The 14,696-nt window shown below is 65.7% G+C and carries 12 protein-coding genes; 2 read left to right on the forward strand and 10 right to left on the reverse strand.

Annotated features, from left to right (window positions below; genetic code table 11):
- Positions 1-113: 113 nt before the first annotated feature.
- From I6L39_RS00935 to I6L39_RS00960, 6 genes are all read right to left on the reverse strand, one after another.
- On the reverse strand, positions 114-1,088 hold the full coding sequence (locus tag I6L39_RS00935) for a PstS family phosphate ABC transporter substrate-binding protein (RefSeq protein ID WP_209793866.1): 975 nt from the start codon (positions 1,086-1,088) through the stop codon (positions 114-116).
- Between the two features lie 247 nt (positions 1,089-1,335).
- On the reverse strand, positions 1,336-2,631 hold the full coding sequence (gene phoR / locus I6L39_RS00940; RefSeq protein ID WP_216990770.1) for a phosphate regulon sensor histidine kinase PhoR: 1,296 nt from the start codon (positions 2,629-2,631) through the stop codon (positions 1,336-1,338).
- Between the two features lie 63 nt (positions 2,632-2,694).
- Positions 2,695-3,384: a phosphate regulon transcriptional regulator PhoB gene (gene phoB / locus I6L39_RS00945; protein WP_005338414.1), complete on the reverse strand. Its 690-nt coding sequence runs from the start codon at positions 3,382-3,384 to the stop codon at positions 2,695-2,697.
- 102 nt (positions 3,385-3,486) lie between these two features.
- Positions 3,487-3,897 (reverse strand): VOC family protein, encoded by a 411-nt coding sequence (locus I6L39_RS00950; RefSeq protein WP_216990771.1) that lies wholly within the window; start codon positions 3,895-3,897, stop codon positions 3,487-3,489.
- A gap of 78 nt (positions 3,898-3,975) precedes the next feature.
- Complete coding sequence (locus tag I6L39_RS00955; RefSeq protein WP_216990772.1) at positions 3,976-5,256, reverse strand: GGDEF domain-containing protein; 1,281 nt, start codon at positions 5,254-5,256, stop codon at positions 3,976-3,978.
- 294 nt (positions 5,257-5,550) lie between these two features.
- Positions 5,551-7,200 (reverse strand): sigma-54-dependent Fis family transcriptional regulator, encoded by a 1,650-nt coding sequence (locus I6L39_RS00960; protein WP_216990773.1) that lies wholly within the window; start codon positions 7,198-7,200, stop codon positions 5,551-5,553.
- A 235-nt stretch (positions 7,201-7,435) separates the two neighbouring features.
- On the opposite strand from I6L39_RS00960, the gene I6L39_RS00965 reads away from it, so the two are divergent.
- The gene (locus tag I6L39_RS00965; RefSeq protein ID WP_216990774.1) at positions 7,436-8,953 is read left to right on the forward strand and encodes an aldehyde dehydrogenase family protein; all 1,518 of its coding nucleotides are present in this window, start codon (positions 7,436-7,438) and stop codon (positions 8,951-8,953) included.
- Between the two features lie 66 nt (positions 8,954-9,019).
- Here I6L39_RS00965 and I6L39_RS00970 read toward each other — a convergent pair whose 3' ends face one another.
- Positions 9,020-9,814 (reverse strand): helix-turn-helix transcriptional regulator, encoded by a 795-nt coding sequence (locus I6L39_RS00970; RefSeq protein WP_216990775.1) that lies wholly within the window; start codon positions 9,812-9,814, stop codon positions 9,020-9,022.
- Between the two features lie 96 nt (positions 9,815-9,910).
- Here I6L39_RS00970 and I6L39_RS00975 point away from each other — a divergent pair, with 96 nt between their 5' ends.
- On the forward strand, positions 9,911-10,798 hold the full coding sequence (locus tag I6L39_RS00975) for a DMT family transporter (RefSeq protein WP_216990776.1): 888 nt from the start codon (positions 9,911-9,913) through the stop codon (positions 10,796-10,798).
- A gap of 64 nt (positions 10,799-10,862) precedes the next feature.
- Here I6L39_RS00975 and I6L39_RS00980 read toward each other — a convergent pair whose 3' ends face one another.
- Genes I6L39_RS00980 through I6L39_RS00990 form a run of 3 tightly spaced genes read right to left on the reverse strand, consistent with a single transcriptional unit; the run spans position 10,863 to position 14,692 of the window.
- Positions 10,863-11,555: a response regulator gene (locus I6L39_RS00980; protein WP_216990777.1), complete on the reverse strand. Its 693-nt coding sequence runs from the start codon at positions 11,553-11,555 to the stop codon at positions 10,863-10,865.
- Positions 11,556-11,558: 3 nt separating this feature from the next.
- Positions 11,559-13,124 carry a sensor histidine kinase gene (locus tag I6L39_RS00985; protein ID WP_216990778.1) on the reverse strand — a complete coding sequence of 522 codons (1,566 nt, stop codon included), beginning with the start codon at positions 13,122-13,124 and terminating at the stop codon, positions 11,559-11,561.
- A 17-nt stretch (positions 13,125-13,141) separates the two neighbouring features.
- Positions 13,142-14,692, reverse strand: a complete 1,551-nt coding sequence (locus tag I6L39_RS00990; RefSeq protein WP_216990779.1) for an NAD-dependent malic enzyme — start codon at positions 14,690-14,692, stop codon at positions 13,142-13,144.
- Between the last annotated feature and the right edge of the window lie 4 nt (positions 14,693-14,696).

A 14,696-nucleotide genomic window follows, 5' to 3' on the forward strand; every position in this document is an offset into this window, starting at 1 on the left:
TGCCGCCGTCCGGCGCAAGCCAGGCGCTGCGCCCTGCGACCAAAAAGATCCCATGGCGCACCAATGAAAACGAGCCCGCTTGGGGCTCGTTTTTTTCTGAAGGAGACGGGGGATTACATGATGCCCAGCTTCTTCAGGTCGGCCTGCACTACCTTGGCCGGCACAGGCACATAGCCGTCCTTGGCAACGATGTTCTGGCCCGCCTTGGAGAGCATCATCTTCACGAACTCCTGCTCCATGGGGGAGAGCGGCTTGTTCGGATGCTTGTTCACGTAGACGTACAGGAAGCGGGAGAGCGGGTACTTGCCGGTGATGGCGTTGTCCGAAGTCGCTTCGATGAAGGTCTTGCCATCCTTGGAGAGCGGCACGGCGCGCACGCCTGAGGTGACGTAGCCGATGCCGGAGTAGCCGATGCCGTTCAGGGAGGAGGAGACGGACTGCACCACGGAGGCGGAGCCCGGCTGCTCGTTCACGCCGCTCTTGAAGTCACCGTTGCACAGGGCGTGTTCCTTGAAGTAACCGTAGGTACCGGACACCGAGTTGCGACCGAACAGTTGCAGATCCTTGCCGGACCAGCTGCCATCCAGACCCAGATCGGACCACTTGGTGGCGGCCTTGGCTTCGCCGCACTTCAGGGTGCTGGAGAAGATGGAGTCGATTTGCGACATGGTCAGCCCCTTGATGGGGTTGTCCTTGTTGACGAACACGGCCAGGGCGTCGACCGCGACGCGGATGGCGGTCGGCTTGTAGCCGTAGCGCTTCTCGAATGCCTCCTCTTCACCGGCCTTCATGGCGCGGCTCATGGGGCCAAACTGGGCGACACCTTCGGTCAGGGCAGTGGGCGCGGTAGAGGAACCGGCGGCCTGGATCTGCACGTTGACGTTGGGGTACATGCGCTTAAATTCTTCGGCCCACAGGGTCATCATGTTGGCCAGGGTGTCCGAGCCGACAGAGGACAGGTTGCCCGAGATGCCGCTGGTCGGTGCATATTCCGGCAGGTCTTTATCCACACCGGCAGCCAGGGCGCTGACAGAAAACAGGGTTGCTGCGGTGAATCCGATGACACCAGCCAGTTTGTTGAGTTTCATCCAATCTCTCCAAGTCCAAGGTTGCAGAAGGCAATCGTCAGCATGACGTTGATACGTGGTTCAAACCCGATCACCCTCCCCAAAGTTACAGAAGGTCCGTTCTTGAAACGGCGCCAGTATCTGACCTGGCAGTGACAAATTTATGGATTTAATGTGACACTTTGATGACATGGCCAGGGAATTGCCCACAAGCAAGGAGGGCTGCAGACGCAGCCCTCCTCTCGTTCTAACTCATTGCCAGAAAAGACTATTTAACCACCACCATCCGGGCGGGGATGAGGAAGCTGAAACGGCTGCCCGCCCCGACCCGGCTCTCTATCTCGAGCTGGGCATCGTGATGGCTCAGGGCATGCTTGACGATGGCAAGGCCCAGACCCGAGCCCCCGGTGTGGCGGGAGCGGGCCTTGTCGACCCGGTAGAAGCGCTCGGTGAGACGCGCCAGGTGCTCGGGTGCAATCCCCTCCCCCTCGTCCTGCACCACGAACAGCGCCATGGCTCCCTGCTGGCGCCACTCCACGGTGATCTTGCGCCCCGCCGGGGTGTAGTGGATGGCGTTGTAGACCAGGTTGGAGACGGCGCTGCGCAGCTGATCCTGATCCCCGCGCACGAAGAGGTTCGACTGCACGTTGAACACGATCTGGTGCCCCCGCTCGCCGGAGAGCGCCCGCGCCTCCTGCTCCAGCAGCCCCAGCATGGCGGGCATGTCCACCAGATGGGAGAGATCCACCGTGGGGGCGGCCTCGATGCGCGACAGGGTGAGCAGTTGGTTGACCAGGTTGTCCATGCGGATGGTCTGCTCCATCATCACCCTGTGGGCCTTGGCCCACATGGCGGGAGGGGGCGGCTCCTCGGTCATCTCCAGATAGCCCTTGAGCACGGTGAGCGGGGTGCGCAGCTCGTGGGAGACGTTGGAGACGAAGTGCTTGCGGGTCTTCTCCAGGCTGCGCAGCCGGGTCACGTCACGCGCCACCAGCATGGCCTGATCCTCGGCGTAGGGCATGATGCGAAATTCGAGGAACTTCTCCTCGTTGATGGGGGACGCCATCTCGAACGGCTCGTCATACTGCCCCTTGCCGAGGTAGGCGACGAAGGCGGGATGGCGGATGAGGTTGCCGATGTGCTGGCCGGCGTCCTCCGGCCAGCGAAAACCGAGCAGCTGCTCCGCCAGCCGGTTGCACCAGAGGATGCTGCCGTCGGTGCGAAACACCACGGCCGCGTCGGGCAGCGCCTCGGCCCCTTCCCTAAAGCGGCGGATGAGCCCCGCCAGCTCGCGCCGCCGTGCCCGGTGGCGCTGCTGCAGCTTGTAGATGCCGTTGAAGATGTATTCCCAGCTGCCGCTGCCGTGGGGGGGGACCAGGCTGCGATCGTGCCACAGCCAGTCCGACAGCCGCTTCTGGAAGCGGTAGTGCCAGCCCAGGTGCAGCACGGTCGCCACCAGCAGACAGAGCGCGAGATAATCGATTAACCAACCTACCAAGACGAAAGGGGCGTAGAAGAACGCCATTCGCCACAACTGTCGCCGCCAGGCGTAAGGTTGCAACATTCAGGTCTCCTAGAGACGGCAAAGAGCGAGGATCAGCCGGCGGGCGTGGCCGGCATGGAGTCCCTAGAGACGGGTCGAGAAGCGGTAACCGGCTCCGCGCACCGTCTGGATCAGCCTGTCGTGCCCCGTCTCCTCGATGGCCTTGCGCAGGCGGCGGATGTGGACGTCCACCGTCCTGTCCTCCACGTACACATTGGTACCCCAGACGTTGTTGAGCAGTTGTTCACGGCTGTAGACCCGCTCGGGATGGGTCATGAAGAAATGTAGCAGCTTGAATTCGGTCGGCCCCATGTCCAGCGCCTTCTCCTCGGCGCTGACCCGGTGGGAAACCGGATCCAGCTTGAGCCCCTGCACCTCGATCACCTCGTCCACCGAGGTGGGGGAGACCCGGCGCATCACGGCGTGCAGGCGGGCGGTCAGCTCCTTGGGGGAGAAGGGCTTGGTGATGTAGTCGTCGGCCCCCGCCTCCAGTCCGCGCACCTTGTCCTCTTCCTCGCCGCGGGCGGTCAGCATCACCACCGGGATCTGGCGGGTCACCTCATCCTGCTTGAGCTGCTTGATGAACTGGATGCCGCTGCCGCCCGGCATCATCCAGTCCAGCACGATGAGTTCGGGGTAGGGTTCGCGCACCTTCGCCAGTCCGTCGGCGTAATCTTCAGCTTCAATCGTCTCATATCCCTTCTGCTCGAGCACGAAGCAGAGCATTTCGCGGATCGGTGCCTCGTCCTCGACCACCAGAATTCGCTTAGCCATATCCCTTCTCTCTCCTCTGTGAAGATGGGTGCGCCAATTATTAGAACTTTCTGTGACACTTTTATGACTTTATGACGGGCGGGATGATAAACGTTTTCAGATTCAGTTGGCAGCAGTGCGTTGCAGCAGGTCCCACCGGTTGCCGCTGATGTCCTCGAACACCACCACGGTACCGTAAGGCTCGCACCTGGGTTCTTCACAGAAATGGACGCCGTACTCCCGCATGCGTTCGTAGTCCCCCCAGAAGTCGTCGGTCTCGAGGAAGAGGAAGACCCGGCCGCCTCCCTGTCGGCCGATGGCGGCCCGCTGCTCCTCGCTGGCAGCCTGGGCCAGCAGCAGGGCCGAGCCGCAGGCGCCCCTGGGGGCGACCCGCACCCAGCGCTTGCCCGGTTTGCCCGGCTCGTCGAGGAGAGTGTCTTCCAGCAGTTCGAACCCCAGCCCCCGGGTGAAGAAGGTGATGGCCTGGTCGTAGTCGGCCACCAGCAGGGTCAGAGCGCCGATATGTTGTGCCATGGGAATGCCTCCAGAGATGAATGGACGGGGCGCATCATAGCGGGGAGGTAGCCCGGGCTCCAGCCATCCCGAACCGGCTCATCCCCTCTCGACCCGGTTGCGCCCCCGCTTCTTGGCCTGATAGAGCGCCTCGTCTGCCCGCTTGAGAACGTGTTCCAGCGGCTCGCCGCGCCGCTCGGCCACCCCGAACGACGCCGTGATGGCCAGCCCCTCCGGCCACTGGGCATAGGCCTCCAGCGCCCCCCGCAGCCGCTCCGCCAGGGCGACGGCCCTGGCCTCTTCGTAATGGAGGCAGACCAGCACAAACTCCTCCCCGCCCCAGCGAACCAGGCGGCAAAGGGAGTCACAGTGGCGCAACAGCTCGCTCACCATGTGCTTGAGCACCTCGTCCCCCATGGGGTGGCCGTGGCCGTCGTTGACCCGCTTGAAGTGATCGATGTCGATATAGATGAAGGAGAGCGGCATCTCGCCGAGCTCGCTCAAGAGCTTCTCGCCGCCGAGCCGGTTGAGGGCCCCGGTGAGCGGATCGTAGCGGGCCTCCTCCTCGGTGCGGCGATGCTGCTCGCACAGGCTCTCGCTCAGGGCCTCCGCCGCCAGGCGCGCCTCGCGGGCCTTGCGCAGCTTGTCCCCGAACAGCAGATTCTGGATCAGAAACAGCAGGATCCCGTACGCCAGCCAGCTCAGCAGCAGGCCGCGGTAAAAGTCCCCCGGGCGCACCCAGCGACCATAAAACTCCAGCCGGTCCAGCCGCAGCTGGTAATTCCCCGGCTGCATCTTGTCATCTGAGGCGATCTCGATGGCATAGACATGGTGCAGATCCGGCCCCTGCTGGGCCAGCGGAATATTGTACTGCTGCACCCACCAGGAGCTGGGCGCAAACACGTTCAGAGGCACATCCTGCTCACTGCCAAAATCATCAGAGGTGAAGAGCACTTCGTTGAACTTGTGGGAGCTCTCATCCGCCGGCGTCGAGTAGGCGGGGTCATAGTTGCGCAGATAAAGGCGCCAGGCCTGCTCTCCCTGCCCTTTGGCATCCAGCTTCACCCGCACCCCGGTGAACCGGGAGAGATCCAGCCCCTGCTCGGGGTCGGTCAGCGTCAGGATCAGCTCGCAAAAGGGGTACTCATACTGGCGGCGCAGGGTGCAGTCGATGGCGGGCCGGCCAGCGCCCTCGCTCAGGGTCGCGACCGAGGAGCCGTCATGGACCCTGTCATCCTGCGCGCGGACGGCTATCCCGGCCTGGCTCAGGATATCGACCCGTCGCTCGGGACCGAATTCAAATATCACCATGGCCAGCAGGCTCGCCGCCAGCAGGCACCAGAACAACAGCGTCGTCATGCGGGAATAGGAAGGGATCATCGACATCACACCTGAAAAGGGGCTTTAACCCTACACCTTGTGGCACCGGACCGCGCTGATCCAGATCCAAGGTTGTGACACGCGCCGGGCGCAGGCCGGTGCCGGCTCAGCCGACACGCACCGGGCTGGCGACCACCGGCATGAAAACGGAGATCGTCTGTCCAGAGCCGGGGGAGAGACGGGCCGCCCCGTCAATCATGATCTTGGTCATTGCGCACTCCATGCGATGGAAAAATAAAGAGAAAAGGTCCTTCCATCGGCAGTCTACACAAGCGCAGGGCGTCGCAACACCCTTCACCCCTCCTTTCGCAGTGCCCGGTAGAGGGTGGTACGGCTGATGCCGAGCCGGCGCGCCGCCTCGCTCACGTTGCCGCCGCACTCGGCCAGGGTCTGCTGCACCCGCTGTCGGTTCTGCTGGCGCAGGGTGATGGCCCCATGGGATGGGACCTGCACGCCCGCCGCCTCCGGCAGATGCAGGTGAGCAGGCTCAATCCAGCCCTGACCCTCCGCCAGCACGCAGGCCACCTCCAGCGCCTGCTTGAGCTGGCGCACGTTGCCGGGCAGCGGGTGGGCCAGCAACTGTCCCTCGGCCTCATCGGTCAGGCGCAGGGCGGGATCCATCTCGGCGAGCAGGCGCGAGATCAGCGCCTGCCGCTCGCGCGCCGACCAGGCCCGCAGCGGCACCAGTTGCTGGCGCCAGCCGCAGATCCGGTAGTAGAGATCTTCCCTGAACGTCCCGGCCGCCACCATGGCCGCCAGATCCCGATGACTGGCGCTGACCAGCCAGAAATCCACCGCTTCGGGCTTGTGGCTGCCAACCGGAGTGACGGCGCGCTCCTGCAGCACCCGCAGCAGCCGGGTCTGGGCCAGGAGCGGCAGCTCGCCTACCTCATCCAGCATCAGGATGCCGCCCTGGGCGGCACGCAGATAACCCTGGCTGCCCTGGCTGCGGGCGCCGCTGAAGGCCCCGCCGACGTAGCCGAACAGCTCGGCCTCCACCAGCTCCGCCGGCAGGGCGCCGCAGTTGACGCACACCAGGGGGCGCTCCCGACGGCTCGACTGGGCATGCAGGGCGCGCACCAGATGTTCCTTGCCGCTGCCGGTCTCCCCCTCGATGAGCAGCGAGATGCCGCGCTCCAGCATCTTGAGGGGGACCGACGTCTGATCTTGTGGTGTGGAGACTGAGGTGGACGCAACGCCACCATCCAGCCGCAGGCCGCGGTGATCCCGCAGCAGCTGAGGGCCGTCGAAGGGGTGCTGGCCGAGCCAGAGCCGACCGGCTCGGTTGGCCCCGAGCAGCTCGCCCCCCTCCCCCAGCAGCAGGCGGGCAGACCAGAGACTCTGGGGATCGAGATCCACCAGCCAGCCCGGCTGGCGGGCCAGCAGGGCGTTTTCCAGGGTCATGGCCAGCAGTCGCACCGTGCCCAGCATATCGCCGCCGTGGTGGGCCGCATCGGTGGAGATGTCGAGCACGCCGAGCAGTTGCCCGTCCGGCCCGAGCAGGGGGCAGGCGCTGCAACTGAGAAAGCTGTGCTGGGCGAAGAAGTGCTGCGCCCCCAGCACCTGCACCTCGCTCTGCTCGGCCAGCGCGGTACCGATGGCGTTGGTGCCCTTGCTCGCCTCCCCCCAGCGGGCGCCGCTGCGCAGGAAGATCCGCTCGGCGTGGCGGGCGAAGCCGTCGTCACCGCTCACCGCCAGGATGGCCCCCTCGGCGTCGCACAGCAGCAACCGGCAGGGCCTGCCCGCCAGCAGCTGGGCAAAGAGCGGCAGCACGAAGCGCTGGAAGCAGGTGATAAGGGTTCTGTGCTGCTCCTGGCGGGCCGACAGCTCCCCCTGGGGCAGCAGGTCCAGCTCGGCGCTCTGCTGGCGGCTGAGCCCCTGGTGCAGGCAGCGCTCCCAGGAACGCTGGATTGGGCTCGGGCTGGATTGGGGAAGTTCGCTCATCACGCCTCCTGTTCACAAAGGGCACAGTGTCGCGGCCACTGTCCAGAAACGGCACAGCCTCGTCGCCACGACCGGGATCACTGGTTAATCAAGATACGCCGTCGCACCCCATTTGGTAACGTTTTTGTAACTTTTCATCTACTGGTCAGCTCCTCTGGCACGTCCCTTGCGATACCCAACGCAACCGGACTGCCCGCCAGGCCGGTCAGGACCACACACACATAAGGATGATGAGATGATTTATACCGCTCCCGGTCAGGCAGGTGCCCTGGTCAGCTTCAAGTCCCGTTACGACAACTTCATCGGTGGCGACTGGGTGGCGCCGCGCGCCGGCCGCTACTTTGAAAACATCTCGCCGGTGGACGGCAAGGTGTTCTGCGAGGTGGCCCGCTCCGACGCCGCCGACATCGAGCTCGCCCTGGACGCGGCCCACAAGGCGTTCGCCAGCTGGAGCAAGACCAGCGTCACCGAGCGCAGCAACCTGCTGCTGCGCATCGCCGATCGCATCGAACAGAACATCGAGCGGCTCGCCGTCGCCGAGACCTGGGAGAACGGCAAGGCGGTGCGCGAGACCCTGGCCGCGGATCTCCCCCTGGTGGTGGATCACTTCCGCTACTTCGCCGGCTGCATCCGCGCCCAGGAGGGCTCGGCCGCCGAGCTGGACCAGAACACCGTCAGCTACCACTTCAAGGAGCCCATCGGCGTGGTCGGCCAGATCATCCCGTGGAACTTCCCGCTGCTGATGGCCGCCTGGAAGCTGGCCCCTGTGCTGGCGGCCGGCTGCTGCAGCGTGCTCAAGCCCGCCGAGCAGACCCCGGTCACCATCATGCTGATGATGGATCTCATCAAGGACATCCTGCCCCCCGGCGTGGTCAACGTGGTCAACGGCTTCGGCGCCGAGGCGGGCCAGGCGCTGGCCACCAGCGACCGGATCCAGAAGCTCGCCTTCACCGGCTCCACCGAGGTGGGCGCCCATATCCTGCGCTGCGCCGCCGACAAGCTGATCCCCTCCACCGTCGAACTGGGTGGCAAGTCCCCCAACATCTACTTCGCCGACGTGATGCAGCACGAGAGCAGCTACATCGACAAGGCGGTGGAAGGGATGCTGATGACCTTCTTCAACCAGGGCGAGGTGTGCACCTGCCCCTCCCGCGCCTTGGTGCAGGCCAGCATCTATGACGACTTCATGGACAGGGTGCTGGCCCGCGCCCGCACAATCGTGCAGGGCAACCCCCTCGACACCGCCACCCAGGTCGGCGCCCAGGCCTCCCGCGAGCAGTTCGACAAGATCCTGAGCTACATGGAGATCGGCCGTGGCGAGGGGGCAAAAATGCTGATCGGCGGTGGCCCCGCCAAGGTGAGCGGGCTGGAGGGGGGCTTCTACATCCAGCCCACCATCTTCTCGGGCCAGAACAAGATGCGGGTGTTCCAGGAGGAGATCTTCGGGCCGGCGCTCGGGGTCACCACCTTCAAGGACGAGGCGGATGCGCTGGCGATTGCCAACGACACCCAGTACGGCCTGGGGGCGGGCCTCTGGACCCGCGACAGCAACCTGGCCTGGCGCATGGGGCGTGGCATCCAGGCCGGCCGGGTCTGGGTCAACTGCTACCACGCCTACCCGGCCCACGCGGCCTTCGGCGGCTACAAGAAGTCGGGGATAGGCCGCGAGACCCACAAGATGATGCTGGACCACTACCAGAACACCAAGAACCTGCTGGTGAGCCACGACATCAATCCCCTCGGCTTCTTCTAAGCCACTCCTGCCATCAACAAGGGCGCCCATGGCGCCCTTGCTTCATTCCGGCTCCCGCCGTTTGGATCAGGCCCCGGGTTGGCCCAGTTGCTGGCGATAACGCTGGGGGGCGCAGCCCTGCTCGCGCTGGAACATGGCGATGAAGGCCGAGGTCGAGGCGTAACCGAGGCGCCAGGCGATCTCCTGCACCGGCATCTCGCCGCGCAGCCAGTCCAGCGCCTTCACCAGCCGCAGCCGGGTGCGCCACTGGCCGAGGCTCATGCCGAGCTCCTTCTGGCAGCGCCGCGCCAGGGTGCGCTCCGTGGTGTGCAGCGCCTTCGCCCACTCCACCAGCGTGCGGTTGTCCTCCGGCGCCGCCTGCAGCGCCGCCAGCAGGGGGGCGAGCAGGCGATCCCGGCTCTGGGGCAGGTAACTCGGCTGACAGCGGGTGCGAGCCAGTTTCTCGATGAAGAGCGCCCCCTGACGGGCATCCCACTCATCCTCCATGTGGCCGACCCGGCGCTGGGTGAAATCCTCCAGCAGGGCCCGCAGCAAGGGGGTCAGGGCCAGCAGCTGGGGTTCCCGTGGCAGGCGCGGGGCCAGTTCGTGGCTGACGTAGATGGAGGTGTAATCCAGGGTCTGCTCGTTGAAGGCGCTGTGGGGCAGGTCCGCCGGCACCCAGATGAGGTAGTCCGGGGGGGCCACCAGCCGCTCTCCCCCCACCTCCACCACCATGACCCCCAGACTGATGAGGCTGAGCTGGCCCCAGGGGTGGGCGTGCTCGGCGCAGGCGTTGCCCCCCTGGATCTGGCTGTAGCGAAAGTAGAGGGGGTTGGGGTCGGCCAGCAGGCGATCCTGCTCGGCCAGGGTGAGGCTGCCCATGCAGATTGTCCCAAAGCGGTTATGACATGTCTTATTTACGCTACTTACCTCGTTCAAGACAAGGCTAGACTCTCCCCATCGTACCAAGGAGTGCCTATGCCCTTTCTCTTCCCCCTTCTCGCCATCCTGATCTGGGCCGCCAATACCGTGGTCTCCAAGGCCGCCGCCGGCGTGCTGGATCCCGCCGCCATCTCGTTTTATCGCTGGGTGATCGCCGCCCTGGCGCTGACCCCCTTCTGTCTGCCGCAGCTGTGGCGCCGCCGGGCCGACATCCGCCCCTGGCTCGGCAAGCTGCTGGTGCTCTCCCTGCTCGGCATGGTGCTCTACCAGTGCCTCGCCTACTACGCCGCCCACAGCACCTCGGCCACCAACATGGGGGTCATCGGCTCCCTGCTGCCCCTGCTCACCCTGCTCATCGGGGCCTGCTGCTTCGGCCAGAAGCCGGGCAAGCAGGCGCTGCTCGGCATGAGCCTCTCCCTGTTCGGGGTGCTCTGGCTGCTGGGTCAGGGGGATCCCCTGGCGCTGCTGCACAGCGGCATCAACCCGGGCGATGGCATGATGCTGCTGGGGGCGGCCAGCTATGCCCTCTATGGCCTGCTGATCCGCCGCTGGCAGCTGCCGTTCGGCCCCTGGCTCAACCTCTACCTGCAGATCCTGCTGGCGGTGCTGCTGCTGATCCCGGTGGCCCTCTCTGCCGACTCCTTGGCCATTCCCGCCCAGGGCTGGAGCATGGTGCTGTTCGCCGGCCTCGCCTCCTCCATCTTCGCCGCCTACTGCTGGATGCGCGGCCTCGCCACCCTGGGGGCGGAGCGCACTTCGGTCTTCATGAACCTGATGCCCCTGTGCACGGCCCTCATCGCCGTCATCACCCTGGGGGAGCCCATCCACGGCTATCACCTGCTGGGGGGCGGCCTCATCCTGATCGGGGTCATGCTCTCCCAGCTCAAGCCGCGAACCCGCCGCCCCCTGCTGGAAGGGGCATAGCCGGCGCCACACACGCAAAAAGGGAGCCCAGGCTCCCTCGTTGTTTCTGTCTTGCTCTGTATTCCTACCCGACCCGACGCCAGTGGTAGCGGCGCTCAGGACGACCGCGCTGGCCGTAGTTGAGCTCCACATCCAGCTTGTCTTCAGACTCAAGAAACTCCAGGTAGCGACGCGCCGTGGTACGACTCAGGGAGAGGCGCAGCGCCACCGTGTCGGTGGAGAAGGTGGTATCCGGCTCGCCGGCCAGCAGCTCCAGCACTTGGCGCAGGGTGATGGCGTCGATCCCCTTGGGGGTGTCGCGCACTTCCCTCGGCTGGATCCGCCCCTTGCCCATCAGCCGATCGAGATCGCTCTGCTCCAGCAGGCCGCGCTCGCACAGGCGACGGTGCAGGGTGAGGATCTCGTCCAGGCTCTGCTGGATGCGAAACAGTCGTAGGGGCTTGATGATGTAGTCCTGTACCCCGAGGTTCAGGGCCTGCTGTATGGTCTCCACGTCGCAGGAGGCGGTAACCATGACCACGAACACCTCCCGGTTGTGGTTTCGCAATCTGTTGACCCACTCCAGCCCCGAGCCATCGGGCAGGGAGATGTCCACCACCAGCAACTGGGGCTCGGTGGCGCGCAGCATGAGATCGGCCTCGGCCAGGCTCCCGGCCCGCCCCAGCAAAGAGTATCCCGGGGTCGAGGCGATCAGCTCGGCCAGGATGGCGCTGATCCTCTCATCATCCTCGATAATCAACGTGAAAATTGGCTTCATGACTTACACCAATTGGTTTTTATTCAAATAGATACCGAACAGTGTCGTCTGCTCGGCGGTGCGCCGCCATTCTATCACACCGCCGCGGCGGGCCACGGTCTTCTTGACCAGAAAGAGACCTACGCCATGATCTCCGGTTTGACGACTCACGCCGTAGTCGAACAGATGATCCGCCAGCGCCTCATCCACCCCCTCGCCGCTGTCCTCCACCTCGATCACCAGCCGCCGGCCGAAATCATCGATGGAGACCAACACTCTGGGGGGACAGTGCTCGCGGTTCCCCCAGGCGGCGCGCAGGCCGTTGTCCAGCAGGTTGCCGAGGCAGGTGATGAGATCCGCCGACACCTCCGCCGGGTACTCCCCGAGGGACGAGCCAGGATCCAGTACCAGCTCGACCCCCAGCTCCCGCGCCCGGCTGAACTTGCCGAGGATGAGCCCGGCCACCGGCTTGTTCTCGATGGCTCGCAGCAGATCCTGCAACATGTTCTGGCAGGCCTCGTTCTCCTGCTGGATCAGCTCCACCGCCTCCTCCACGTGGCCGAGCTGCAGCAAGCCGGAGAGGCTGCCGAGCTTGTTGGCGAACTCGTGGGTCTGGATGCGCAGCATCTCGGCATACTGGCGCAGGTGGGTGACCTGCATGCCAAGACTGCCGGTGCCGTCCGGCCGACTGAAGATCAGCATGCGCCCCGGCTCGCGGCCGCTCAGCTCCTGCCAGTGTCCGACGAAGTCCTCTCCCTGCACGGTGAAGCGCACGCTGCCCTCCTGGGTCAGGGCCGGTAGCAGGCTGGGGGCCAGCTCGGCCAGCGACTGGCCAAGCAGGGCGTGGCGGCCGGTGCCCGGCAGCCGCAGCTGGTAGAAGGCCGCGCTGTTGAGCATCCTGATGCGATGGTTGCCATCGAGGGCCACTATCCCCTCAGAGATCCCTTCCAGCACCAGGTCCTGCTGGGCGAAGCGATTGACTATGGTCTCAGGCTCCAGATCCAGCAGGGTACGCTTGAGCCGGTGCTGCAACCAGAGCGCCAGCAGCAGGCCACAGCCCAGCACGGCACCGATGGCACCGAGGAGCAGGGCAATGCGATCCAGGTAGATGCCCTCCACCGTCCGCATCAGATACCCCACCACCACCACGCCGATGGCGCTTCCGTCCGCCCCGATCACCGGGGAGAAGCAACGGATGGCGGGGCCCAGGGTGCCCACGTCCCGGGAGCAGTAGCTTCGGCGTTCGTGGATCGCCGGCCAGATGTCTTCCCCCCGGAATGTCTGGCCCACCAGCTCGGGGGAGGGATGGCTCAGGCGGCGGGCGTGCTCGTCGGTCACCACCATGTAGGCGGCATCGGTGCGGTCGCAGATCCCCTGCACATAGTCCCTAAGGCCGGGATCCTTGCCCAGTTGCAGGGCCTGCACCACTCGGCTATCCGCCGCCAGCACCCGCGCCAGATCGCTGCCCTTCTCCTCCAGGCTGTTCTCCAGCAGATGGCGGATGAAGAGCGCGAGCAGCGCTCCCAGGATCAGGATCAGCAGCAGCGACAGGCTGAGGGAGAGAGTGACTAGCTGGTGGCGCAGTTTCATCTATGTACCTTGCAGGCTCAGGAGGCGGACCAATAGTGCGGGCGCCACCAGGTCTGGTCAATCAAAGGTGCGGGATCGCCGACAAAATCCGCCAACCCCTCATCGCGGGCGCAAAGTGCCACCGCCCTGGCCACGGCGCGGGCTACCTCTCCCACCTGCTCGATGGGAGGCAGCAAACGACCAGCCACCAGGGGATAGGCCCCCACCGCCCGCACCGCCGCCTGCAGCATGCCATCGCTGATGCGGCGCGCCTTGACCGCGCAGGCACCCAGGCCGATGCCGGGGAAGACGTAGACGTTGTTGCACTGGGAGACGACCCTCATAGTCCCGACCACCGCTACCGGCGGGAAGGGGCTGCCGGTGGCAAGCAGGGCACGCCCGTCGGTGGCACGCCACACCTCGGCTGGCGTCGCCTCGGCGCTGCGGGTCGGGTTGGAGAGCGGCAGGATCACCGGACGCTCACACACGGTTCCCATGGCCGTCAGCACCGATTCGTCGAACAGTCCGCCCTGGCCGCTCACCCCGATCAGCACCCCGGGGCGCTGGCGGGCGATCAGCGCCGGCAGCTCGGCGCAGGCCTCTTCCGGTGCGCGGGCGAAGGGCTGCTGGGACGGCGTCAAATCGGCGCGATCCCGGCACACCAGGCCGTGCTGATCGAACAGCCAGATCTGCTCCGGGCTGCCCGCCAGCTGGGCCAGCATGGCGGCGATCCCGCACCCCGCCGAGCCCGCCCCGACGATCAGCACAGGGGTGTCGGCAAGCCGGCTGCCCGCCTGCTGCAAGCCCGCCAGCACGCAGGCGGAGGCGACCGCCGCCGTGCCCTGGATGTCGTCGTTGAACATGCAGAGCTCGTCCCGGTAGCGGGCTAGGAGGTTCGCGGCATGCTTGCCGGCGAAGTCCTCGAACTGCAGCACCACCTCGGGCCAGCGCTTGTGAATGGCGGCCACCACCTTGTCCATGAAGCGGTAGTAGGCCTCCCCGTCGACCCGGGGCGCCTGCCAGCCGAGGTAGGAGTCATCCTCCAGCAGCTCCGGGTTGTTGGTGCCCACGTCCACGCACAGCGGCAGGGTGCGCGCCGGGTTGATGCCGCCAGCGGCGCTGTAGAGCGCCAGCTTGCCGATGCAGATCCCCATGCCGCCGATGCCAAGATCCCCGAGCCCCAGCACCCGCTCCCCGTCGGAGATGACAATCACATCCACCTCCTGCTCCACGCTGGCGAAGATGTCGTCCAGATCGTCCCTGTCATGCCAGGAGAGGTAGAGGCCGTGGCTGCGCAGGTAGAGATCGCTGTGGCGCTGGCACGCCTCCCCCACCACGGGGGTGTAGATGATCGGCAGCAGCTCCGGCAGGTGGTGGCGCACGAGATCGTAGAACAGCACCGGGTTGTCCTCCTGCAGCTGGCGCAGCAGCAGGTGCTGATCGAAGGGGCTCTGCATGGCGCTGACCAAGCGGTAGATCCGGCGCCGCTGCTGGGAGAGGGACTCCTCCTTGTGGGGCATGCGCCCCATCAGGCCCTGACGCTTGCGCTCGGCATAGGGCAGGCTGGTGCCCATCATGGTGTCGTTCATTCTG

Origin of the sequence: Aeromonas sp. FDAARGOS 1409 (assembly GCF_019048705.1) — a bacterium.
Classification (GTDB): domain Bacteria; phylum Pseudomonadota; class Gammaproteobacteria; order Enterobacterales; family Aeromonadaceae; genus Aeromonas; species Aeromonas sanarellii.

What these genes read in the sequence shown, in the direction of transcription:
- I6L39_RS00970 (WP_216990775.1), bottom strand. Translation starts at nt 9,814, where the DNA reads ATGGGCAGCCTCACCCTGGCCGAGCAGGATCGCCTGCTGGCCGACCCC.
- I6L39_RS00955 (WP_216990772.1), bottom strand. Translation starts at nt 5,256, where the DNA reads ATGATCCCTTCCTATTCCCGCATGACGACGCTGTTGTTCTGGTGCCTG.
- phoR (WP_216990770.1), bottom strand. Translation starts at nt 2,631, where the DNA reads ATGTTGCAACCTTACGCCTGGCGGCGACAGTTGTGGCGAATGGCGTTC.
- I6L39_RS00990 (WP_216990779.1), bottom strand. Translation starts at nt 14,692, where the DNA reads ATGAACGACACCATGATGGGCACCAGCCTGCCCTATGCCGAGCGCAAG.
- I6L39_RS00960 (WP_216990773.1), bottom strand. Translation starts at nt 7,200, where the DNA reads ATGAGCGAACTTCCCCAATCCAGCCCGAGCCCAATCCAGCGTTCCTGG.
- I6L39_RS00980 (WP_216990777.1), bottom strand. Translation starts at nt 11,555, where the DNA reads ATGAAGCCAATTTTCACGTTGATTATCGAGGATGATGAGAGGATCAGC.
- phoB (WP_005338414.1), bottom strand. Translation starts at nt 3,384, where the DNA reads ATGGCTAAGCGAATTCTGGTGGTCGAGGACGAGGCACCGATCCGCGAA.
- I6L39_RS00965 (WP_216990774.1), top strand. Translation starts at nt 7,436, where the DNA reads ATGATTTATACCGCTCCCGGTCAGGCAGGTGCCCTGGTCAGCTTCAAG.
- I6L39_RS00950 (WP_216990771.1), bottom strand. Translation starts at nt 3,897, where the DNA reads ATGGCACAACATATCGGCGCTCTGACCCTGCTGGTGGCCGACTACGAC.
- I6L39_RS00975 (WP_216990776.1), top strand. Translation starts at nt 9,911, where the DNA reads ATGCCCTTTCTCTTCCCCCTTCTCGCCATCCTGATCTGGGCCGCCAAT.
- I6L39_RS00935 (WP_209793866.1), bottom strand. Translation starts at nt 1,088, where the DNA reads ATGAAACTCAACAAACTGGCTGGTGTCATCGGATTCACCGCAGCAACC.
- I6L39_RS00985 (WP_216990778.1), bottom strand. Translation starts at nt 13,124, where the DNA reads ATGAAACTGCGCCACCAGCTAGTCACTCTCTCCCTCAGCCTGTCGCTG.